This is a genomic window from Joostella sp., assembly GCF_048266025.1.
In the GTDB taxonomy this organism is placed as follows: Bacteria; Bacteroidota; Bacteroidia; order Flavobacteriales; family Flavobacteriaceae; genus Galbibacter; species Galbibacter atrarenae.
Genome location: NZ_JBLXAF010000002.1, coordinates 95321 through 119401, shown reverse-complemented (window position 1 = coordinate 119401; position 24081 = coordinate 95321). Strand labels below are relative to the sequence as shown.

The following is a 24081-nucleotide window of genomic DNA, read 5'->3' as shown; positions in this document are numbered from 1 at the left end:
GAAGGTTTAAAAGGCATAAGGCGATTCTTATCCTTCTACAAGTTTTACAATTTGCATAGCTACTTTTAAGGCTGCAGTTCCATGTTCTAAACTCACTGCTGTTTCTGTATTATTAGCAATAGCATTTGCAAACGACTCTAACTCGTCTAAAATAGCATTGTTTTGGGTCACTTTAGGGTTTTCAAAGTAAATCTGCTTTTTCTCTCCTTCTGCATTTTGTAAAACCAACGCATATTCGTCCGGTTTTTTAGGAGCATCTTTCATTTTTACAACCTCTACTTGCTTTTCTAAAAAGTCAACAGAAATATAGGCGTCACGTTGAAAAAACCTAGACTTACGCATGTTCTTCAATGAGATTCTACTAGCAGTAAGATTGGCAACACATCCATTTTCGAACTCTATTCTAGCATTTGCTATATCTGGAGATTTACTAATTACAGAAACACCACTAGCATTGATATTCTTTACAGGAGATTTTACAACACTCAATATAATATCGATATCATGAATCATTAAATCCAACACCACAGGAACATCAGTTCCTCGAGGATTAAATTCTGCCAAACGATGGGTTTCTATAAACATAGGGTTTTCAACCTTTTCTTTTACCGCAATAAAAGCTGGATTAAAACGCTCCACATGTCCCACTTGTCCTTTTACATTATTTTCTTTTGCAAGACTTATAAGTTCATCTGCCTCTGCAACTGTTTTAGTTATCGGTTTTTCTAAAAAAACGTGTTTCCCTTTTTTTATAGCTTTAAGAGCGCATTCATAATGAGAAAGGGTAGGAGTAACAATATCTACCACATCTACAGCTGCAATTAAATCGTCTATTGATGAAAAGTATTTATAACCGAATTCTTTAACTATTTTCTTAGCGTTTTTCTCGTCTGGATCGTAAAAACCAACAAGTTCGTATTTATCAGATTGATTGATAAGTCTTAAATGAATTTTTCCAAGGTGGCCGGCACCTAGAACACCTGCTTTAAGCATATAAAATGTTTTTAAACAAAATTAAGGTTATTGATGCATTCTTTCAACCTTAACCACTTGTTTTTATAAATGATTTTAAAGCTGAGAATGAAAGTCTAAAATACGGAATATTATTTTATTTGATGATATACTTAAAGTATTTAGCAACTCTAGATACTGTTTATTGAATACTAATCAAGGTTTTATATATATGTATTAAATTTATGCATCACAATTTTATTAAAGAGAATAAAGTAATGTTGATAACTTATCAGGACTTTAATCCTCTCAAAGACAAGAATCTATTTTTTAAAGCATTTTTTGAGGGGAGAAAATCGTTATAAAAGTTATAATTTTGCATTGCTAAAAAACACCTATACTTGAAAGATACCTATAGACACCAAGGAATGCGTAATAATCTGGCTGAAGTCCTTCAGAAAAAAGGGATAACAGACAAGAATGTTATTAAGGCGGTAAAAAAGATCCCTAGACATTTGTTTATGGATAGTAGTTTTGAAGACCATGCGTATCAAGACAAAGCTTTCCCTATTGGTGCAAGTCAGACTATTTCACAACCTTACACAGTAGCTTTTCAGTCCGAATTATTAAAGATTAAGCGAGGGGATAAGATTCTAGAAATTGGTACTGGTAGTGGTTATCAAACAGCTATGCTATTGGAATTAGGTGCTGTAGTGTATACGATTGAAAGACAAAAAGAGCTTTTTAAAAAAACCAATCTTTTTCTTCCTAAGTTAGGATATAAAGCAAAGCGTGTAATATTTGGAGACGGTTATAAAGGTTTACCTGCTGAAGCTCCTTTTGATGGAATTATAGTTACTGCTGGAGCTCCATTTGTTCCTAAACCGTTAATGGCACAGCTTAAAGTAGGAGGTAGATTAGTGATTCCTGTTGGTGAGGAAGTCCAAGAAATGACGCTTTTTATTAGAAATTCACCTAAAGAATTTGAAAAACATGAGTTTGGAGAATTTAGATTTGTACCATTATTAGAAGATAAAAATTAATAGTTTTATGTTAGATCGATTATTTTTAAGCAAGCTTACCAGAAAAGGGGTTTGGGCATATTGGATTATTCAATTAACGCTAGACATCATTCTAGGAATTGTTCTTTTTGGAGTATTGAACTACACACTAGATCAAGATAATGCAGGAAGAAATCTCCTAATAGGGGGAGTTATAGTAAGTGCTTTAATCTCTGGAAGTGTTTGTTTACTATTTTGGAAAAAACCTAAAGAAGAAGTATCAGATTCAGCCTCTAAAAGCTAAATTAACTATATGCTTTTTTAACTCTATCTAGATTTCGTTTATTATCACGATCTTTAATAGTTTCCCTTTTGTCGTAAAGTTTCTTCCCCTTTGCGAGTGCTATTTGCATCTTTGCTAGTCCTTTTTCGTTAACGAATAATCGTAATGGGACGATAGTGTTTCCAGAAACTTTTACGGCTTTATGCCATTTTTTAAGTTCTCGTTTATTCAATAATAATTTACGCTCGCTCTTTGGACGATGGTTAAAATGAGTAGCATGTGTGTACTCTTCGACCGTCATATTAATTACGAAGAGCTCTCCCTTTTCATTGAATTCGCAAAAGCTTTCAGCAATAGAAGCTCTGCTTTGACGAATAGATTTTATTTCAGTACCAGATAAAACAATACCTGCTATATACTTATCTAAAATCTCATATTCAAAACGAGCTTTTTTATTCTTTATGTTAACATTATTCTGCATACGCGTCAAAAATAAGAACATTTCTCGAATAGCAGTATTTTATTCTTCTATTTTAAGAGGATTTTATATTTGTTAAGTAAGTAAAAGGATATATTTGCGACCTATTTTCAAAATTAAATTGTTCTTTATGAAGAAAAGCTATTACATACTACTGCTACTTATTACTATATTATTCACATATTGTACTCCTAAAGAAGATGCATCAACTATTATAGGAAAGTCTATTAAAGCATCTGGAATGAATAATTTAGACAAAAAGAATATTTCTTTTGTTTTTAGAGGGAATACATATGAATCGTATCGTGACGGTGGAAGTTTCAGCTTAAAAAGAATACATCAAGACTCTGTAACTACTACAGATGTTATTAACAATAATGATTTTACAAGATATATTGATGGCGATGCTATAAAATTAGCAGACACTACCGCCAATAAATATAAGAATAGTGTAAACTCTGTTCATTACTTTGCTTATTTACCTTTTGGACTAGATGGAGACGCTGTTAATAAGGAATTACTTACTGAAGTTACTATTAAGGATACACCTTATTACAAAATTAAAGTCTGGTTTGATCAAGAAGGTGGAGGTGAAGATTTTGAAGATGTTTTTGTGTATTGGGTGAATAAAGAAACATATATAATCGATTACTTAGCATACGAATATCATGTGAATGAAGGAGGTATGCGTTTTCGCGAAGCCTATAATCGTAGAACAATTGAAGGTGTAGATTTTGTTGATTATAATAATTACAAACCTAAATCCAAATCTGCTAAACTTATAGCGTTAGATAGTTTATTTGATGCTGGAGCATTGGAATTGTTATCTAAAATAGAATTAGAAAACGTATCAGTAAAGTAACCTTCCTACTTGATGGTAAGAAGGTTAACAGAAACAACCTCTTGATTGGTTAGCGTAACAATATATACGTTACCATTATTGTTGTCTTCTATGTCTTCATATCTATCTTCCTTAAGAAGCTTATTTACTAGTTTAGGCACTGTGTTACTGTGTCCAACTACCAATACATTTTCATAGCCCTTTTTAAAAATCTCTATTGTATTTAATTCTTCAGGTTCATATTTAATAATGTCTAGATTATTGGTATATGCCGTTGGTGAAGCTGTTTCTATAGTTCTTGTATAGTCTGTGGAATAAATAGCATCAAAGGTGATGTTTTTAAATATTTCACTCCATCTTTTTGCTCTAGCCAGTCCTTTTTCTGTAAGTGAAGGGTTCTTCTCGCTAGGCTCCGATCTATCTTTTTCAGCGTGTCTTATAAAGTATATTGTTGTGGTTTGGTCTTTAATTTCTGGAGTTGCAGTATTGCAATTCATCAGTAAGACACCCATCATTAGAATTAAAAAAGTCCTCATTTATATATTTTATTTATCTAAATATTATTCCTTCCTCAAAATTATAATATTGATTCTATTCAGCAACTAAAAATTGTTGTAAAACTGTTTCTCTTTCTAAATATTACTTAACCGACTGTTTTTAAAGGCTTTTATATGATTTTTTAAATGTATTAAAAAGACTACATATTTCATTGAATAAAAAAATACTATGCATTTCATCGAATAAATATGTTTTTAAACGATTATTATTCTTGTTTTAATATATTTGATATATGCAAAATCAATGAAAAGTATGAGTTTTTGATTGAGGACTGCAAAAATGGATTTTAGGAAATACCCAAACGTTTTAAAATCGACTACTTATGAAAAATATTACTACAACAATCGCAATCATTTTTTTACTGTTTACGGGAAACAGTTTTAGTCAGAAAATTAATGCCCCTCAATTATCATTTGAATATGCATGCTTAAATGAGGCATTTAATACTTTCGAAGCTACATTTACATTTAATGAAAAACCATTTGCTGCAGATAATAAGTTTTATATAGAATTATCGAATAGTGATGGGTTATTTGATACTCCAACAATTCTTAAAACTGTTGAAGGGGAGAACTATTCATTTGAGTTTAAAGAATCTTTCTCTCTTCCTGAAGATGTATACGGTGAAAACTATAAAATAAGATTAAGAGCAACTTCACCAGCAATTATAGGGGAGTCAACTCAAGCTTTTGATGCTTTTTTTATGCCAAATGAAGAAGTTGTTTTAAATAATTATAACGATGTAAGTCTTTGTAGTCAAGCAGGAACAAAAATTAGTTTGGATAATGATATTGCTAAAGAATATGTATGGTATAAAAATGGAGATATTCTTAAAGTAACTTCAGAAAACTACATCAGTGTAACAGAACCTGGAGAATATTATGCAGAACCTTACTATGGAAATTGTACTGGAAGTATATATTCAAATTTGGTAATCGTAAATAAAGGGGAGGCTTTTGAAGTTTCTATTTTGGGGAATAAAAGTATAGAGCCTTGTTCTGATGCTGCAATTGTTTTACAAGCATCAGTAGATAATGAGAATTACATTTATACTTGGTTTAAAAATGAAGAAAAAATCAGTGAATTAGATACGTATGCTCCAAAAATAGAATTAGAAAATAAAGAAGATAATTTTGGATCTTATCGCGTTGAAGTTACTAATAGTGGTGGGTGTACGTCTTCATCAGAAGAAGTGAGTATTGTTCAAAATAAATCGACAATCGTAGAAGTTACTTCGCCATTAAATGCGGTTATTATAGGCGAAAATACGGCAACTCTTTCCATAGAAACTAATAATAAAGGTGCCAATATAAACTGGTATAGAGACGGACTTCTATTAAAAGAAGGTTATAACAATACTCGTTTGATAGTGAGTGAAGCTGGAGAATATTATGCAGAAGTGTCTTCTTCTGCAGCTTGTGAAGGAAATATTAAATCTCCAAGTTTTAAAATATATGAACCTGTTTCTTTTTCAGCAACAATAAAGCCAACATCAAATTATGATGCTTGTGTTTCCATGAATACCGAGTTAACGATTGCCTCACTTACAGGAAAACTAAAAAATGGAGATGTATTGTCTATTGATAATGAGTTCTTTCATAACTTTAAAATGAAGTGGTTTAAGGACGGTATTTCTCTTAAGAACACAAGCGCTTCTTTACCATTAGATTATACTGATAACGGGGTTTATGAGTTGGCAGTAACCTATAAAAACATAGATTTTATTTCTAATAAGCAAGAGATCGTTTTAGGGTTGCCAGAAGTAGCTTTAGAAGTAGTAACACCAATGAGTTGTACTAATTTGGAAGGTGAATTAAAAGCAACAGTTTTAGCAGGAGCAAAATACGATTGGTATAATGGTGATAAATTAGTAGCATCTGGGGTAGAAAATACATTTGTTACAACAAACACAGGTGATTTTAAAGTTGAAGTTAGCTTGGGAGGTTGTGCAATTACTTCTCGTTCAGTTTCTTTGAATCAAGATTCTGAAGGTCTAATAGATATTTATCCAGGTGAAAAAATAACAATCTCTCCTGATAGAATTATCGAAGCCAATGCAACGGGAGGGGAGAGTTATGAGTGGCTTGATGAAGCAGGAAATATCCTCAGTAAAACAGCTACATTTTCTATTGCTGAAGAAGGAAATTACACCTTATTTGCAAAAATAGGTGGGTGTATCGTTGAAAAATCTGTAGAGGTTGTTTCTAACGATGTAGTCGAAATTCCGAACCTAATTAGTCCAAATGACGATTCTGTGAATGATAAATGGACACTTCCACAAAAATTTATTAACGACCCAGAGATCGAGGTAGTAATATGCGACTCGTATGGTTCAACTGTCTTAAAAACAACTAAATATGACAATAGTTGGCCTAATTCTTCAATGAAAATGAATGCAGAAATTCCTGTTTTCTACTACTTTGTTAACAAAAAAGGTAAGAATATTAAAAAAGGTTCTATTACATTAGTGAACTGAAACTAAAGTTAACCCCAAATAGTTTAGTTCTCTATGATTAAAAGATGCCTACTTGCAATTGGATTGCTACTAAACACATATGTGCTATTTTCTCAGGTTGAAAATACGAGCACAATCGTAGATTGGAGACAACACAATCTCACCAAATACAATAAATTTTTGGTGAATCCCACATACAGTTACGTTCGAAATGACTCTAAAGCAGTTAGCTTTTGGAGTAGGATTCAATGGACAGGAATTGAAAACTCCCCACAAACATATTTATTAAGTTATTCAGGGAAAGTTTCTGAGAATTCTGGTGCTGGTCTTGGTTTGTATCAACAAAATTTGGGGTTGTTGGTAGATTCAGGTTTGTTGCTTAACTATTCTTACGGAGTGCAGTTAAGTGATAATACAACGCTTTCTGTGGGTATGAATACTACACTTTTTAGAAGAGGTTTAAATAAAAATGCCATAAGTTCTACAGAACCAGATCCTGCAATTTTAGACGATCAAGATGATTTTTTAGTTTTGGTAATGCCTGGAATAAATTTTTCTGTATCAGATTTTGATATAGGTATTTATGCTGAGAATTTATTTGACTATAATTTTAATGATTCAAATACGGTTACAGACTTCTCTGATAAAATCTTTTCTGGTCAAGTAGGATACACAAAATCTTTTGATGATGCTATTGGTTTTATGGAAGATGCGAAGTGGAGAAATCTTGTGTACGGAAAAACGTTACCTAATGAAGATTTTCAGTTTGGTTTTAACTCTATGATAGATTTACCATACACAGGATGGTTTCAAGCTGGTTATAATACAACTTTTGGTATTTCTGGAGGAATTGGTGTAAAAATTGGTGATGGAATTAGTGTTGGAATCACTTATGAAACAGGAACTAGTAAAACCAATAATTCTTTTGGAGGAACATATGAGGCAATTGCTTCTATTGATTTAGGTCCTAAGAAAATGCGTAAAAATCCTGCGCCAAGTGGAGGAAAAGCAGTTACTACTAAAAATGTAAACGAAGAGTCTTTTGTTTCTTCAGAAGATATAAGAAGAAGACGAGAAGAGGATGCCAATAACATTATAAATTCTTCTGAAAAGACTGTTGTTGCTGAAGCTGCAGAAACGACTAAAGACAGTACTTCTAAATATGCTTTATACGGCGGTTCTGCTGCTGTAGCAAGTAAATCAAATGAAGATGAAAAGGAACAAGTATCAAATTCAGAAACAAATAACGAAGCTAAAAGCACATTAGACACCAATGATGAAGCCGAAGCGGTAGTTTCAAATGAAAAAATTCATAAAGAAGAATTAATTAAAGAAAATAATATTGCTAAAGAAGAGCCTTCCGTAGCAATTTCAGAATCAGTTGTAGCATCTAAAGCGCCTGTTGAAGATGCTGTTCAAGCAGTAGAGAAACCTACTACATCTACTTATGCGGTATATGGTGGTGGTGATAAGGAGGAATCAATCGTAGAAAAAACGGAAGCTGTAGAAAGAACACAAACTGCAGTTGAAGAAAAAGCAGCCGTTAAAGTATATGAAGAAGATGCTGAAGATTATGCTAAAGCAGCACAAGAAGAGTTTAATAAAAAAATGAGTCCAGAAGTTGCTACTGTTCCAGAAGAGGCTAGTGCTAATGTGCAGCAAACTGAGCAAACGGAAGCAGAAAAAATAGAAGCAGATTATCAAGAGTTTTTAAGAAAAAGTGATTCAATAGCTAATACCGTAGATAAGAAAGTAGTTGATACCACTGCTGTTACTTCTGCAGTGTTTGGAGAAGATACCAGCTATAAAACTATAAATAGTGCTCCAGGAATAGAAAAAGGTTTTTACTTAGTTGTGAATGTATTTTCACAAGATAATTACTTTAATAAATTTATTAAGAAGTTAAAAGACAATGGTTTTGAACCAAAATACTTTATTAACCCTGAAAATAAATATTACTACGTATATTTGTATAAAGCTAATCGTTATCTGACGATTAAAAGCTTGCAAAAAAACAATATCAATAATACTTATTTTGATGAAAAATGGGTGTTATGGGTAAAGTAAAAGCCTTTCATAATAGATAGATAGATAGATAAAAATTGTAAGGCTTATGGTCCCTCAAGGTTTAAACCCAGAGGGACCTTTTTTATTAGTATAATTTAGTAGTTATCCTAAAGTTTTTTATAAGTTTAAGAAACTGTAATACCGTCTAAAACTACTTCTTCTATATTTGAGTTACCAAAATCATAAGGCAGGTATCCGTATGAAGGAATTTCTTTAGTAATAATTAGGTTTGCTTTTTTGCCTTTTGTAATACTTCCATGGGTGTCAGAAAGTCCCATTGCATAAGCTCCATTTATTGTAGCGGCATTAATAGCTTCTTCTGGGGTAATTCGCATTTTTATACAAGCTGTTGCTACAACTAAGTTCATATTTCCGCTAGGTGAAGATCCTGGGTTATAATCCGTAGCAATTGCAAATGGAAGTCCGCTATCGATCATTTTTCTAGCAGGAGCATAAGGAATACTCAAAAAGTAAGAGCAGAGTGGGAGTCCTACAGGCATAGTGTCCGTATTTTTTAGAGCCTCAATATCTTCATCTTTCATAACCTCCAAATGATCTACACTAAGAGCATTATTAGCAACTGCAGCTTTTATCCCTCCAATAGCATTGAACTGATTAACGTGAACTTTAGGTTTTAAATCAAATGAATTTGCAGCTTTAAGAATAGCTTCCATATCTGCTACAGAAAAATAACCATCCTCACAAAAGACATCAATATATTCAGCAAGTTTTGCGTTAGCTACTTGAGGGAGAATTTCTTCAATTATTTTTTTAACATAAGCATCTTTATCCGTTTTGTATTCTTTAGGTACTGCATGAGCTCCTAAAAATGTGCTCTTTATGGCAATTGGATAGTTTTGCTTTAAACGCTCTATTACTTTGAGCATTTTCAATTCAGCTTCAGCGGTAAGTCCATAGCCACTTTTTATCTCGATAGCGCCAGTTCCACTCTTAATAATTGTATCCAATCGTTTTTTAGATTGCTCATAAAGATCCTCTTCAGAAGTTTCTTGAAGTGTTTTTGCAGAATTCAGAATTCCACCTCCTTTATTAGCAATTTCTTCGTAAGTGAGTCCGTTAATTCGATCTACGAATTCTTGTTCTCGATTTCCAGCATAAACAAGATGTGTATGACTGTCGCACCAAGATGGAAGGATAGTTTTACCACTTGCATCAATAACTTTATCGATCGCTTCTTTAGGAGCATCTTCTGTAGCGCCAAAATCTTTTATTAAATCATCTTCAATAAGCAGGTAAGCATTTTTTATTGTAGGTAGAACTTTCATGTTTTTTCCACTTACTTTATTGATATTTTCTTCTCTTACCTGTAATAATTCTTTTATATTTATGTATAATGTTCTCATAAAATCGATTTGAGCGATAAAGGTATTAAAACATTTAGGAAAGGTCTTTTTTATAGCTTAATTTTGTAGAATATTTATATAGAATTGATAAATAGTTCCCTCGCTATATATAAGAACCATAAAATATTGGCATGAATAAAGGTATTTATATTGCAACCTTAGAGTCGGATAGTGGAAAGTCTTTAATAACGCTAGGCCTTATGCGTACACTACTAGGGAAAACTGCTAAAGTGGGTTACTTCAGACCTATAATCAACGAGGATAAAAAGAATAATAAAGACAATCACATTTCAACGGTATTATCTCATTTTGATGTGGATCTTTCATATGAAGATGCATTCGCTTTTACACGTAATGAAATAATTCAGAAGAGAAATACAGGTAAATCCGGTGAGATTATTGATACGATCATTCAGAAGTATAAACGTTTAGAAGAGCGCTTTGATTTTATTTTAGTTGAAGGTTCTGATTTTTCTGGAGAGGGAAGTGTTTTTGAATTTGATGTGAATGTTTTAATTGCAAAAAACCTTGGAATCCCTGCCATATTGGTAGCTAGTGGTGTTAATAAAACAAAAGAGGAACTAGCAGGAAGCTTACAATTGGCATACAATACATTTATAAATAAAGATGTAAATGTAATGGCGATGATTGCCAATAAAATAAATCCAGAAAATCTGGAACTTATAAAAGAGGAGTTACGTAATTTCTTACCAGATGAAATAGATGTTTTTGCGATTCCGAGTATTGAGACTTTAGCGAATCCAACTATAAAAGAAATTGTTGAAGCATTGGATGGAGATGTTTTATTTGGAAACGATTTTCTAGACAATCAAACAGGAAGTTTTGGAGTAGGAGCGATGCAGCTTAGAAATTACATCACCAAATTAAGACATAATAGCTTGGTTATAACTCCTGGAGATCGTGCAGATATTATTCTTGGAGCCTTACAAGCTAACATATCTAGTAATTATCCACGTATTTCAGGTATTATATTAACGGGAGGTCTTATTCCTGAAGAACCCATTTTAAAACTGATAGAAGGACTTTCTCAGGTAGTTCCTATAGTTTCTGTGGCTGGTGGAACATTTAATGTTACCAATCAAGTAGGAAGTATAAAGTCTAATATTTATGCTGATAGTACACAAAAAATAGAAACTTCTATAAGTACTTTCGAGAAATATGTATCTATAGAAACGCTTGCAGAACGTTTAATAAATTTCAAACCTAAAGGAATTACTCCTAGAATGTTTCAATATGGTCTAGTTACTAAAGCACGCCAACAGAAAAAGCGTATCGTTTTGCCTGAAGGTACAGACGAACGTATTTTGCATGCTGTAGCGCGTTTGGTAGCAATAGATATTGTTGACATTACATTATTGGGAGACAAAAATAAAATACTAGAAAAGATTACCAATCTTGGAATTCTATTAGAGCTTGATAAGATTGAAATTATCAATCCAACAGAATCGGAGCACTATGATGATTATTCAGAAACCTTTTATGAGCTTAGAAAACATAAAAATGTAAATATGGATATGGCTCGCGATTCTATGAGCGATGTTTCATATTATGGAACCATGATGATTTATAAAGGCCATGCTGATGGAATGGTTTCTGGAGCGGTTCATACCACGCAACACACCATTAGACCAGCATTGCAGTTTATAAAAACCAAACCAGGAGTTTCTGTGGTATCTTCTATATTTTTCATGTGTTTAGAAGACCGTGTTTCTATTTTTGGTGATTGTGCAATTAATCCTAATCCTACTGCAGAGGCACTTGCTGAAATTGCAATTTCTTCAGCAGATAGTAGTCAAGCATTTGGAATAGAACCTAAAATAGCAATGTTATCTTATTCTTCAGGAAGTTCTGGAAAAGGGGAAGATGTTGATCGTGTACGTCGTGCTACCGAAATTATTAAGGATTTACGTCCCGATTTAAAAGTAGCTGGACCTATACAATATGATGCAGCTGTAGATATGACGATAGGAAAAAGTAAAATGCCAGATTCTGATGTTGCAGGACAAGCAAGTGTGCTTATTTTTCCTGATTTAAATACTGGTAATAATACATACAAGGCTGTGCAAAGAGAAACGGGAGCTTTGGCTATCGGACCGATGTTACAAGGATTAAATAAACCTGTAAATGATTTAAGTCGCGGTTGTACCGTTGATGATATCTTTAATACGGTGATTATTACTGCTATCCAAGCACAAGGAATATAAAATATAAAAAAGATAAGTTAAGATCTAAGAAGAGTAATTTCTTCTTTACAATAATCAATAATAGAAATGAAAAAAATATTAGTCATAAATTCTGGGAGTTCTTCAATAAAATTTCAACTCATAAAGATGCCAGGAGAGATTGTAGTTGCTTCTGGGTTAGTGGAAGCAATAGGATTAGATAATGCAGCTCTTCATTATAAATCTAAGAAAATGAATTTTTCTGAAGTGATGCCTATTGAAAATCATGAAATCGGTTTAAAAAAGGTAGCTGCTTTATTGATGGACAAAGAAAAGGGGGCTATTGATAAAATTGAAGATATAGATGCTATAGGACATAGAGTTGTACATGGAGGAAAAGATTTTTCTGATACTATTGTTATTGATGATGCTGTAAAGAATACTATTAAAAGGTTATTTTCATTAGCACCGCTTCATAATCCTCATAATTACACTGGGATTGAAGTTGCAGAAGAAGTATTTCCAGGTATCCCGCAGATTGCTGCTTTTGATACTGCTTTTCATCAAACATTACCTGAAAAGGCATATAGATATGCTATTCCAAATAAATTATTAGACGAGAATTATGTTCGTGTTTATGGTTTCCACGGAACAAGTCATAAATATGTTGCAGAAAGAGCTAAAGATTTTATCAGTAAAAAGAAATCTAAACTGATTACGATTCATTTAGGGAATGGATGTAGTATTACCGCTGTAAAAAATGGTAAAAGTATAGACCATTCCATGGGATTTGCTCCAGTAAACGGACTTATAATGGGGACGCGAAGTGGAGATATTGACCAGTCTGTGATTTTCTATATGGTTAATACATTGGGATATTCATTAGAGGAAGTGAACACTATTTTACATAAGAAGAGTGGGATGTTAGGATTAACTGGACATAGTGATCTTAGAATTATCGAAGAAAAAGCTAACGAAGGTAATAGAGAATGTCAGCTTGCTCTTGAGATGAATGCATATCGTATCAAAAAATATATTGGAGCATATGCCGCTGCACTTAATGGGGTCGATGCAATTGTATTTACTGCTGGTGTTGGAGAAAATTGTAGCGTTTTAAGACGTTTAATCTGTGAAGATATGGGTTATCTAGGAATTGAGCTAGAAGACTATAAAAATAATGTACGCTCTTCTGAAAATAGAATTATTAGTAAAGAAACTTCTAAGGTAATGGTTCTTGTAATTCCTACTAAAGAAGAATTAGAGATAGCTAAAGATAGTTATAGATTGATAAGTTGATAAAAAAATCCCTCGTTAAATTAATAACGAGGGATTTTTATTTATTCTAAAATCCACATTTCCCCATTTGTAGTATCTCCGTTTGGATATTGTCTGGTAATAGCAGCAGTCAAATTTTCATTATTGTTTGTAGCCTCATTTGCAGGATACATCCAGCGTTTAGGAATGTTACCACTATTTAAAATACCAGAACCATCTGTATTAAATTCAGGAAATCCGGTTCTTCGTTGTTCAAAGAATATTTGCCAACCTGTGTTTAAGAACATTGAAATATGCTTTTGAGTTAAAATGGTTTCAATTTCATTACCTGAACTTAATTGGATTTTTTCGTTGTTTAGGTATACTTCTGTTTCAAAAATATTATAGAAATTTAATGAAGCTTCGATACCTTTTTTATAATGCGTTTCAGAATTGGAGTTTATCCAACCTCTTACTGTAGCTTCAGCTAATATAAATTCTACTTCTGCATAACTTATAAGTAAGCTAGGTTCATTTTCTGGATCGGTAAAATATCTTGGATGGACTCTTGAAGCATCTCCGTTAACAGCTTTAGAAACATTAGTATTTAAGTCTCCACTTCCATAAAGTCCACCATAAGCGCTAAAATCATCGTTAGAAAGATTATCGGTATTAGGTGTCTTTTCAGCAAAAGTAAAGAGTCTTGGATCTTCAAGATCTTGTAAACGCTTAACAAAACTTTCTTCTAAATAGTAGGCAGTTTGTAAATCATTATCATTTTGTAGTGGATATCTATTATCTTGAATATCATAAAAATATAATGCTCCATTATCTTCGTTGGATTCGAATATAGGATATTTAGAAGGGTTACTGTAAACTTCATTAAATCTGTTTTTAATGTTTAGTTCTGTAACATTTTCCTTTTTTGATAAATTCATTAAGACTCTTAAATAATATGAATTTATAAGCTTTCTCCATTTTAATTTGTCTCCATCATAGATAACATCTCCTAAGATAACTTCATTATTATTGATTAATTGATCTGACGCACTTTTAAGATCGTTAAGCACTTTTATATATATTGCCTTTTGTGTGTCGTATACGGGAGTATAATTATTTTCAGAAGCTTTAGTTGCTTCTGAATATGGTACATCTCCAAATATTTCTGTAAGGGAAACAATGAAGTACGAGTTGAAAAACTTTGCTAGAATCTGATATACTTCTGTTTCAGTTCTTATAGCTTCTTCCGTCATTTTACTAACCTGCTTTAGATTGTCATAAGTGCTATAATCTGATCTTTGCCAACTATAATATTGATTTGAATTGACACCATTGGTATTAGTAAGATAGCGAGACGCAAGTCCAGAACTTAAACTAATATTATTAAAAGCTGAAATTTCTATATTAGTTAATATTAATTCTGGACTTACAGCTGTGGCTCTATTTTCATCATCCTGTAAATCTTCAGTTTTACTACAACTTAGCACTAAAAAAGCTAATAAGAGGTATAGATTATGTTTTATTATTTTCATTTGTTTAAAATTTTGCATTGATATTAAATCCGATGTTTCTTGTTGATGGAGCTTGTAAGTTATCAGTTCCAGAATCGGGGTCTACATTTGGAATATCTGATGATAACCATAAATTTCTACCTACAAGAGAAATACTTAAATCAGTGAAAGGAGAATGGTCTAATACATTTTCTCCAAAATTATATGTGAGAGTCACTTCTCTAAGTTTTATAAAGCTTTCTTTATAGTAGTGGTAGTTTTTATTATGTCCGTTACTTGTAGTTTGCATAAAATTAATGTAGTTAGCAGGAATATCGTTAGGTGCGTAAGTACGAGTATCGTTTACAATATTTCCATTTACATCATATGAAACATCTCCGCTCACAACTTTGACACCAGACCCTATGTATGTACTTTCCCCATTGTTAGCGTCATCTCTGTATTGATTAACAGTACCAGGAGATGTACCTCCCCACCACATTTTTTGATTGGTAGTAGAATACATTAATCCTCCAATACGTCCATCAAACAAGAATGAAAGGTTAAAATTTTTATAGCGAAAATTATTAGAAATTCCATACGTCCAATCTGGCTCGTCATATCCAATGTAACGGCTATAAGGATCTGTAACAGGAAATCCGTTTTCAAAGATAACGTCTCCATTTTCATTAGTTTGATAAACGGAAGCATAGATTTCGTCTGTACGATCCCCAACATTGATGAAGTTCTCTGTCTGTTCTTTACCACCATATATCTCTTCTTGATATCTTCGATATTGACTTAAATTTATTTGTGCATTCCATTTAAAATTGTCATTTCTAACAGGAGTTAAGTCTAATGTAAATTCGATACCTTTTCGTTTATAAATGTCACCATTTAGTAATAAGCTGTTGTATCCTGAAGTTTCAGAGATAGGGCTATAGATTAAGTTGTTATAATCTCTAGATTGGTAATATGCTATGTCAAATCCGATACGATTATCTAATAAACGTAGGTAGGTTCCTATTTCCCAAGCATCAGATGTTTCAGGGTTTAAATTTTTATCCAGCAATGAGCTTCCAAAGTAAGTAGAAGGGGTTCCGTTCCAACTTGTTCCTTTTTCATAAGCTTGGATATGACTGTATGGGTTATTCTCATCGATTTTACCTTCAGATACTCTTGACCATGATCCCCTTAGCTTTGCAAAAGAAAACCAAGATGGTAGGTGGAACAAGCTTGATAATACTACTGAACCAGAAATTGAAGGATAAAAGAAAGAATTATTACTCTCTGGTAGCGTTGAAACTTTATCGTTTCTTCCTGTAAATGTTAAATAAAAAGCCTTGTAGAACTCTAAATCTACAAATCCATAAAAGCTATGAATTGTTTCTTTTTCAACTATGTTTTCTCCGAATAGGGTAGAGCCAGCGTTATTATCTAAATTATAAAATCCAGGGATATTTAATCCATCGGTAGCTGATTGGTGAAAAGTGTAATTTCTATAATAATTAGAATATGCTACTTCAGCATTAATAGTGATATCTTCCGTAAGATTGTTATTATATTTAAAACCTATATCACTAGTGATATCAAAATAATTAGTGTCTTGTAAGGAAAAGTTTCCTCTTGACTTATTTCCATATCCAATATAACTTTTAGGTTCTTTATAAGTTCTGTATAAGCTGTAAACATTAACACCACTTCTACCTTTAAAACTTAATTCTGGAGTTATATTGTACTCGAAGTTTACATTTCCAAAAATATTATCTTTATTGTATCCTCTTAAATATTCATAAGCTTGAAAGTATGGATTGTTATAATATGATACATTGAAGTGTCTTTGTTGATACCCTTCTTCTCCTTCTCGCCAATAGTTTTTTAAATCATTTACATCGACATCCACACCAGTCCATAATATAAGATTGTATAGGTAGTTTGTTGGTCCGTATCCAACCTCTGGGAAGTTGTTGGTATATTGTTTATTATAGGTCAAGGTCGTGTTTATATTAAATTTTTCTGATGGTTTTAACGAGCCTCCTACTGTAAAAGAGGTATTCTTTAAATCAGTGTTAGGAACAATTCCCTTTTGATAAACATTAGCTATAGACATTCTGTAGCTAGCTTTTTCACTTCCCCAGTCGACACTTATATTATTTGACTGAATCAATCCAGTTCTAAAGAAATTTTTAATATTGTCCTTTCCTCTAGAAGTATAAGGTAAAGGAATAAGTTCTCCTGTTTCTGGATCCATTGGACTATTATATTGGGTAGTTTCAAAATATCCGCTAGGATTAGTTGGGTCTAATTGATCCAGTTTAGGTCCCCAAATCCAACCACCTCCTTCTGTTCCAGATCCGCTACCATTTACATAAGCATAATTTCCTTGATTACCATTTCCGTATGTGGTTTGCACCTCGGGAACTTTAATAAATGAAGGCTGAAACATAGTAGAATTACTTACGGAAATAGTAAGTCTTCCTTTTTTTCCTTTTTTAGTAGTAATCATGATAGCTCCGTTTCTACCAACAGACCCATAAAGTGCAGATGCAGTAGCTCCTTTTAAAACACTTATATTTTCTATATCATCTGCATTTATTTTCCATATATCTGTAGTTCTATCAGGAATTCCATCAATAACTAATAAAGGGCTTGCTCCTCTTAAATTTATTTCTGGATTTTGAAATAAATCGGTAGAGTTTTTTACTGTTAAACCAGCTACTTTTCCCGAGAGAGAGTTAACAAAGTTGGGTTCTTTGGCTTTTTCTAAACTTTCACCATCTACTTCTTGAACTGCATATCCTAAAGCTTTTTTCTCTTTTTTAATGCCTAAGGCAGTTACAACTACTTCACTTAGTTCTTCTGTATTTTCTTGAAGTATAATATTGATAATTGTTTGATTATCGGCATGCTTTTTTTGAATTAAAAAACCTATATACGAAAAGATTAAAGTATCCGTACTATTGGCTTCAATTTCATAATTCCCATCAAAATCTGTAACAGTTCCTTTTTGAGTGTTGAGTATACTTACGCTTACACCTCCCAAAGGAACATTGTTAACATCTGTAACGGTTCCACTAATCATTTTTTGAGAGAACCCAAGTGAGGTTAGTAAACCAAATGCTAATAAAATAATTATTTTTTTCATTGCTAAGCTAGTTGTTTGTTATCCAAGTGTTAAGAGTGTTATTTTTAGTTTTTAAAACCATTTTGTAAAAATTATTTACAGGAGTTTTTAGTGTTGTTGTAAATTTTTCGTTAGAAAGTCTCGTAGTACCTACCGAAATATATTTATCTACACCACCAGTTTTATAATCATTAGTAGTGCTTAATAAAATTTCAGCTTGAGTATTGCTATTAGAAATATTCTTCCAGCTAACTTCTAAAATATTATTATTTATTGTAGCACTAAGATTTATTGCATCTACAGGGCTTATTAAAGAGACACCATCCCATTCGTATTGAGTGTTCTTTGGAGCTTTAATATTTAAAAAATCTGTTATGGTTGGTAATATATCTACCACAGTTGGAGTGTAGTTTTTAAAATATTTGTTAGTGTAGACATAATTGGTTGCAATCCATGTACTACGTTCTCTATATGATTGCCCTCCATGATGCTTACCATCTTTAGCAGTTCTACCATGGTCGGTAGTCACAATAAGAAGCCATTCTTCTTTATATTTTGTTTCTCTATAATGTACTGCTTCCATAATTTTTCCAATTAAATCATCCTCAAAAGTAATAGCATCATAGAGTTGCTTGCTATCTCCAAAGCCATGTCCCATATCATCAGAAAATTCTAAATAAACCCATGATAAATCTGGAGCACTCTCTTTAATATAGTCAGCTGCTTTTTTAGCAACTTTTGTATCTATATTTTTTATAAACTCTCGCTTACTATCATGTGGAAAATTAATAGTGTCTAACTCATGTCCATCAAAAGCATAATCAATTTTTATACGTTGAGTTTCTTCTAAACCTTCTCCTATTAACTTTGTTCTATTATCTAACCAAGTTGAAAATATTGCAGTTTGCTTGTTTGGGTATTGATCTTTTAAGAGTCTATAAATGGTAGGATAGTTGTAGTTTGGATTTTTTATGCTATTTCCAAAAACATTATGCTTGTTAACCCAGGTTCCAGTAAGTAAGCTATTGTAACCAACAGCAGATATGGTTGGTGTTTCGCTGTAAGTACCTTTTGTTCCTCCAACAGATGCTTCTGTAAAGCTTCCCTTTTCTTTCAGCTTATCTAGGCTAGGAGTCGATGTTTTCTCCAGCATGTCAGGAGCTATTCCATCTACAATAATAAAAACTACTTTTCTATCCTGTGCAGTTGATAAATTTACTGTTGTACAGCATATAATAAATGCTAATACAACCATTTGCTTTATTTTCATTATGAATTAAGTTTTTAGTTGTTGTAAAATTATTTTTTTGAATTATAAATTGAATGAACGTTCAATTAATAAAACTTTATATTAATGTATATTTAGTGTTATTGAATTATAGACAAGATATTTACGTTTTGTAAATCTTATATTTGTAAAAAAATAATTGTGTGGGAAGAAAAAAAATGACAGACCAACGTAGAAAAGAAATCATAAAGTCTTTTTATAACGTAGCTAAAAAAATAGGGTTAGAAAATGCATCCATAGCTAAAGTAGGGGAGGAAATGGGAATTAGTAATGGACTTATAATGCATTACTTTAATACAAAGGATGATTTGTTAATTGGTCTTAATGAATATATTTTAGAACAGCATTTACAGATGGTGAGTTCAAAGAACAGTGGTGTTATGGACTCAAAAGAACAATTATTTGATTTTATAAGAAATTTATTTTCAAGAAAATGGAATCGTTATTTTGATGATGGAGTATTTTATAGTTGCTATGCTTTAATTTACAGAAAACCTGCATTTAAAGAAAGCTTTAAACGTTATTTAGAGTCACTTCATGAGGTATTAAGAGATAAATTACATGAAGCGTATAAAAATGAAGTAATTAAAAATGATGATATTGATGAGGTTACTGAAATTATATTTGCTTTGATTGATGGAGGATATTATTATCTTGGATTATTTAATGAAAAAGAAGAGTCTTATAAAAAACAAGTTGATATTTATTCTTCGTATGCTATAAATTTATTAGAATTAAATTTATCTACTTAAGAGTTTTATTATAGCATAAATAGCTATTATTCCCCAAATCAAATTTACTACCACATTTGGAAAATCTGATAAATATATTCCGTTAATAACTAAGCATATCGCACCGATAATGTTAAGAAAATGATAAGTTTTATTTTTAGCTGAAAGCTTATTAATGCTTAAAAGAAAATAAGCAATAATGAAGAATAAAGCTCCAATCCAACCTACAACGTTGTGAAGTTCCATTTAAATTAGTTAGATTGTTCTATGAACTTTTTTTTCTGCTCATTAGTAGGGAGAGGGCAATTTTCTTTTTTACCAAACCATTTATAACGATTTTTAGCTATAAAATTGTAGATGCTATCTCGTATACTTTCTGGTAGAATATAATTAAACACACTTAATAAACTCCACAAACCTCCAATTTCCTTAGCTATTTCTATAGCTGCTGAAGATCTTGTGTAATAAGCAACATTGGGTTCAATAAGAACAATAGAATCAGTTTGTGCTGAATCAATACTTCTCTCTTTAAGCATTCTTTGTCCAACTTCACTTTGTAAAGAAGCAAATCTAAAAATATCTTTTTTATCTCTTTTGATTACAAATTGCACACTGCTATTGCATAAGTTACAAACGCCATCAAAGAGAATTATTTTTTTTCCAGCTTCCAATGTTTCCATTTTTAAATTTAAAAAAATATAATTCAAATATAGTTTAGTTCTTGTTAAGATCTTATTATAAATGACATTTATAAAGTGTAAGAATTATAATATTAACTTCTATAAAAAATCCGTAAATTACTGCAGATTTAATTCAGTAAATACTAAGTGAATGATTCCAAACTCTAAAATGATAGAAAGTAAATTTAATATAGCCGTTTTAATAGATGGTGATAATGCTCAACCTAAATTGATAAAAGAAATTTTAGAAGAGGTTTCTAAATATGGAAAGGCTACTATAAGAAGGATTTACGGAGATTGGACTTCACAACAAATGAATAGCTGGAAGGCGATTATCAATCAACATTCTATAAGTCCCATTCAGAAGTTTTCATATACTACAGGTAAAAATTCTACGGATGGATCTTTGATTATTGATGCTATGGATATTTTACATGGTAAGAATATTGATGGTTTTTGTATTGTCTCTAGCGATAGTGATTATACAGGGCTAGCAAAAAGGATTCGAGAAGAAGGACTTTTTGTTATGGGAATTGGAGAGAAGAAAACTCCACAAGCATTTGTGAAATCTTGCGAGGTATTTACATTTACTGAGAATTTGGTAGCAAGAGATGCTTCAGAAAAGCACAAATCCAAACCAAAACAAGAAGAACACCATACAGAAAAAGCTAAGCCCGTAGCTTCCAAACCTAAATTTTCTAAAGAAGATTTGGCAACTATAGCAAAGGCTTTTGAAATTTCTTTAAATGAAGAAGAAGAGGCACATATTTCTAAGTTAGGAGCTAACATTAGAAAGATAGATCCTAGTTTTGACCCTCGAAGTTATGGTTTTAAAAGTTTAACCAAGTTATTTGAGAATTTAGATAAATATGAGGTTCTCAAGAATGAAGTAGGAGGGTTAAACCACCCGCTGATAAAGATTAAATAAAAAAATAGGAGGGGTTTTAAAGCCCCTACCTGATTTCTGCTTACAAGTTTTATAACACTAAAATAATTATTTTTTCTTTTTAGAAAGTCCTTTTGCTTCAACCAATTCTAATTTATCTAAGTCAGAACTAGTTGTAAACATACCATAATTAACAAGTGCTTTTCCCTTTTCTATTTTATCGAGTGTACCAACAGATTTACTTCCAATTAAGCGTACCCTATCTCCAATTCTTAAAATGTGTTTTGGTTTTTCGGGCTCTTTAGCTTTCTCTATTTTTTCCTTTTTCTTTTTCTCGCGAATTACTTTAACTTCCTTCTGAACTTCTGCTTCAACAGCCATTTTCTTAGCGCGCTCTTCTTTTTTCTTAGAAGCAGACTCTCTCTTCCGTTTGGAATTTTCCGTTTCTACAATTCTTAGGAATTCTGATACCAACGGACGTTTCTTTTTATTGATAAAATAACTTTCAGAAATATCATTGATCTTATTTCCTAAATAAATCATTCGCTGATTATGATCATATAATTGCTGATAGTTCTCCAGTTTAGCTTTAATTTTAGCATTTAGTTCTTCTAAACGCTTAGCCTCATCTCTGGCTTTAACTTCTTCCTCTTTAAGATTTGTAGAAGTTTTTTCCATCTTATTACGCTGCTTTTGAAGCTTAGCAATAGTTGCATCAAAACGAACTTTTCCGCTTTCTACTTTCTTTTTAGCACGATTTATTAAACTATATGGGATTCCATTTTTTTGAGCTACTTCAAAAGTAAAAGAACTTCCAGCTTCTCCAAGAACAAGCTTAAATACAGGTTCTAGAGTCCGATTATCAAATCTCATATTTGCATTAGTAGCATGGGGAAGTTCGTTTGCTAGTAATTTTAGATTCGCATAATGAGTGGTAATAATACCAAATGCCTCACGTTCATAAAAAACCTCTAAAAATATTTCGGCTAAAGCACCTCCCAATTCTGGATCACTTCCCGTTCCAAATTCATCGATTAAGAAGAGTGTTTCTTTATTACATTTCCGCAAAAAGAAATTCATATTCTTTAATCTATAGCTATACGTACTTAAATGGTTTTCTATGGATTGATTATCACCAATATCAGTCAATACATTATCAAAAAGACACATTACACTGCGCTCATGAACGGGAACTAATAATCCACTTTGAAGCATAACCTGTAAAAGGCCAACCGTTTTTAGCGTAATACTTTTTCCTCCTGCATTAGGCCCAGAAATAACGATAATTCTATTCTCTTGGTGTAATTCTATCGTCTGCGGATAGGTCTTTTCACGCTTTGCTTTATTTGTTAAGAAAAGGAGTGGATGGTAGGCATCAATAATATTAAAATAGCGTTTCTCTGTAATTTCAGGTAATAACGCATTCATTTTATCAGCATATTTTGCTTTGGCAGCAACAACATCTACAAGACATAAAAACTCTTGGTAGTCGATTAATAGTTTTCTATAGGGGCGAAGAAAGTTGGTGAGTTCTTTTAATATTTTATGAATCTCTTCTTTCTCATCATACTCAAGATTATTAAGATCTCTACTGTATTGTCTTGTAGCTTCTGGCTCTATATATACAATGCTTCCAGTTTTGGAATTCCCCATAATAGCGCCTTTAACACGCTTTCTATACATTGATTTTACCGCTAAAACACGGCGATTATCAACAACGGTTTCTCTAATATCATCCAAAAGCCCCGCTGAAGAATAACTACTCAAAGCACTTGCAAAACTTTGATTAATCTTTGCGCGTACACTATTCATTTCTCTACGGATATTATATAATGCAGGCGTAGCGTCATCTTTAATCTCCCCAAAACGATCTATAACTTCATCTACTTTTTGCTGAATCTCTTTTGTAAAATGAATTTTTTGAGCAGTTTTGTTTAAAGTAGGGTAGTAGTCATTAAACTTTTTATAAAACAAAATATGAGTGTTCACAGCAGTAGAAATAGCTGATACTCTTCTAAAACCCTCAACTTCAATAAGTGTGTTCTCAATTTTTAAGAGTTGAATCTCTTTTATGATAGCTTCAAAATAATGATGAGGAATGCTATTATTATTTTCAAAAGAAGCTAGATATTCATTTGTTAAATGAAGCGACTCTAATAAAGATTCTTTTGTTCTATATGGAGTTATTTTTAAAGCACTTTCCTTTCCTAAATCTGTACTACAAAGTTCTGATACTTGTGCTAGCACTTTAGAAAATTCAAGGTCTTGTAATGTCTTCTTATGTATTTTATTCATATAATTTAGATCCGAATACTTTAGGATTTATGCAAATTTACATACTAATTTGGATTTATGGTCTAGATTAAAAATAGATATAGGATTTAAACATTTATCTATTTTTTAAGATTATTGTATTATTCAACAGAAAAAAAGATTTTTTTATAAAA

19 protein-coding genes are annotated in these 24081 nt (G+C 31.9%); 9 read left to right on the top strand and 10 right to left on the bottom strand.

Annotation, left to right across the window (positions count from 1 at the left end):
• Window positions 1–27: 27 nt before the first annotated feature.
• Entirely contained in the window at window positions 28–993 is a 966-nt protein-coding gene (locus ACN0TY_RS06275; protein WP_236958330.1) for a Gfo/Idh/MocA family protein, read from the bottom strand.
• A 359-nt stretch (window positions 994–1352) separates the two neighbouring features.
• On the opposite strand from ACN0TY_RS06275, the gene ACN0TY_RS06270 reads away from it, so the two are divergent.
• Window positions 1353–1994, top strand: coding sequence for a protein-L-isoaspartate(D-aspartate) O-methyltransferase (locus ACN0TY_RS06270; protein ID WP_236958331.1), 642 nt, complete (start codon window positions 1353–1355; stop codon window positions 1992–1994).
• A gap of 7 nt (window positions 1995–2001) precedes the next feature.
• Window positions 2002–2256 carry a hypothetical protein gene (locus ACN0TY_RS06265; protein WP_417443800.1) on the top strand — a complete coding sequence of 85 codons (255 nt, stop codon included), beginning with the start codon at window positions 2002–2004 and terminating at the stop codon, window positions 2254–2256.
• A gap of 1 nt (window position 2257) precedes the next feature.
• On the opposite strand, the gene smpB is transcribed toward ACN0TY_RS06265, so the two are convergent.
• Complete coding sequence (gene smpB, locus ACN0TY_RS06260) at window positions 2258–2716, bottom strand: SsrA-binding protein SmpB (RefSeq protein WP_236958333.1); 459 nt, start codon at window positions 2714–2716, stop codon at window positions 2258–2260.
• Window positions 2717–2843: 127 nt separating this feature from the next.
• Between smpB and ACN0TY_RS06255 the strand changes: the two genes are divergently transcribed.
• Window positions 2844–3575: a DUF6503 family protein gene (locus ACN0TY_RS06255; RefSeq protein ID WP_417443799.1), complete on the top strand. Its 732-nt coding sequence runs from the start codon at window positions 2844–2846 to the stop codon at window positions 3573–3575.
• Window positions 3576–3580: 5 nt separating this feature from the next.
• Here the strand turns inward: ACN0TY_RS06255 and ACN0TY_RS06250 are convergent, their stop codons facing one another.
• Window positions 3581–4090: a phosphoglycerate mutase family protein gene (locus ACN0TY_RS06250; protein WP_417443798.1), complete on the bottom strand. Its 510-nt coding sequence runs from the start codon at window positions 4088–4090 to the stop codon at window positions 3581–3583.
• 344 nt (window positions 4091–4434) lie between these two features.
• Here ACN0TY_RS06250 and ACN0TY_RS06245 point away from each other — a divergent pair, with 344 nt between their 5' ends.
• Window positions 4435–6588: a gliding motility-associated C-terminal domain-containing protein gene (locus ACN0TY_RS06245; RefSeq protein ID WP_417443797.1), complete on the top strand. Its 2154-nt coding sequence runs from the start codon at window positions 4435–4437 to the stop codon at window positions 6586–6588.
• Between the two features lie 33 nt (window positions 6589–6621).
• Window positions 6622–8634: a PorP/SprF family type IX secretion system membrane protein gene (locus ACN0TY_RS06240; RefSeq protein WP_417443796.1), complete on the top strand. Its 2013-nt coding sequence runs from the start codon at window positions 6622–6624 to the stop codon at window positions 8632–8634.
• A 125-nt stretch (window positions 8635–8759) separates the two neighbouring features.
• On the opposite strand, the gene hutI is transcribed toward ACN0TY_RS06240, so the two are convergent.
• Window positions 8760–9998, bottom strand: a complete 1239-nt coding sequence (gene hutI / locus ACN0TY_RS06235) for an imidazolonepropionase (RefSeq protein ID WP_417443795.1) — start codon at window positions 9996–9998, stop codon at window positions 8760–8762.
• 131 nt (window positions 9999–10129) lie between these two features.
• Between hutI and pta the strand changes: the two genes are divergently transcribed.
• Together pta and ACN0TY_RS06225 are read left to right on the top strand one after the other, a co-directional pair.
• Window positions 10130–12223, top strand: a complete 2094-nt coding sequence (gene pta, locus ACN0TY_RS06230) for a phosphate acetyltransferase (RefSeq protein ID WP_417443794.1) — start codon at window positions 10130–10132, stop codon at window positions 12221–12223.
• 66 nt (window positions 12224–12289) lie between these two features.
• A complete protein-coding gene (locus ACN0TY_RS06225; RefSeq protein WP_236958340.1) occupies window positions 12290–13477 on the top strand; it encodes an acetate/propionate family kinase in 1188 nt (395 codons plus the stop codon).
• A 41-nt stretch (window positions 13478–13518) separates the two neighbouring features.
• On the opposite strand, the gene ACN0TY_RS06220 is transcribed toward ACN0TY_RS06225, so the two are convergent.
• Genes ACN0TY_RS06220 through ACN0TY_RS06210 form a run of 3 tightly spaced genes read right to left on the bottom strand, consistent with a single transcriptional unit; the run spans window position 13519 to window position 19319 of the window.
• Window positions 13519–14967, bottom strand: a complete 1449-nt coding sequence (locus ACN0TY_RS06220) for a SusD/RagB family nutrient-binding outer membrane lipoprotein (RefSeq protein WP_417443793.1) — start codon at window positions 14965–14967, stop codon at window positions 13519–13521.
• A 4-nt stretch (window positions 14968–14971) separates the two neighbouring features.
• Window positions 14972–18070 carry a SusC/RagA family TonB-linked outer membrane protein gene (locus tag ACN0TY_RS06215; RefSeq protein WP_417443792.1) on the bottom strand — a complete coding sequence of 1033 codons (3099 nt, stop codon included), beginning with the start codon at window positions 18068–18070 and terminating at the stop codon, window positions 14972–14974.
• A gap of 7 nt (window positions 18071–18077) precedes the next feature.
• Entirely contained in the window at window positions 18078–19319 is a 1242-nt protein-coding gene (locus ACN0TY_RS06210; RefSeq protein WP_417443791.1) for an alkaline phosphatase family protein, read from the bottom strand.
• 161 nt (window positions 19320–19480) lie between these two features.
• On the opposite strand from ACN0TY_RS06210, the gene ACN0TY_RS06205 reads away from it, so the two are divergent.
• Window positions 19481–20089 (top strand): TetR family transcriptional regulator, encoded by a 609-nt coding sequence (locus ACN0TY_RS06205; protein WP_417443790.1) that lies wholly within the window; start codon window positions 19481–19483, stop codon window positions 20087–20089.
• On the opposite strand, the gene ACN0TY_RS06200 is transcribed toward ACN0TY_RS06205, so the two are convergent.
• Window positions 20078–20314 (bottom strand): CBU_0592 family membrane protein, encoded by a 237-nt coding sequence (locus ACN0TY_RS06200; RefSeq protein WP_417443789.1) that lies wholly within the window; start codon window positions 20312–20314, stop codon window positions 20078–20080. The two genes, ACN0TY_RS06205 and ACN0TY_RS06200, sit on opposite strands and share 12 nt — an antisense overlap.
• 5 nt (window positions 20315–20319) lie before the next feature.
• On the bottom strand, window positions 20320–20748 hold the full coding sequence (locus tag ACN0TY_RS06195; RefSeq protein ID WP_417443788.1) for a thiol-disulfide oxidoreductase DCC family protein: 429 nt from the start codon (window positions 20746–20748) through the stop codon (window positions 20320–20322).
• Between the two features lie 151 nt (window positions 20749–20899).
• On the opposite strand from ACN0TY_RS06195, the gene ACN0TY_RS06190 reads away from it, so the two are divergent.
• On the top strand, window positions 20900–21676 hold the full coding sequence (locus ACN0TY_RS06190) for an NYN domain-containing protein (RefSeq protein WP_417443787.1): 777 nt from the start codon (window positions 20900–20902) through the stop codon (window positions 21674–21676).
• A 66-nt stretch (window positions 21677–21742) separates the two neighbouring features.
• Here the strand turns inward: ACN0TY_RS06190 and ACN0TY_RS06185 are convergent, their stop codons facing one another.
• Window positions 21743–23929: an endonuclease MutS2 gene (locus ACN0TY_RS06185; protein ID WP_417443786.1), complete on the bottom strand. Its 2187-nt coding sequence runs from the start codon at window positions 23927–23929 to the stop codon at window positions 21743–21745.
• Window positions 23930–24081: the final 152 nt, after the last annotated feature.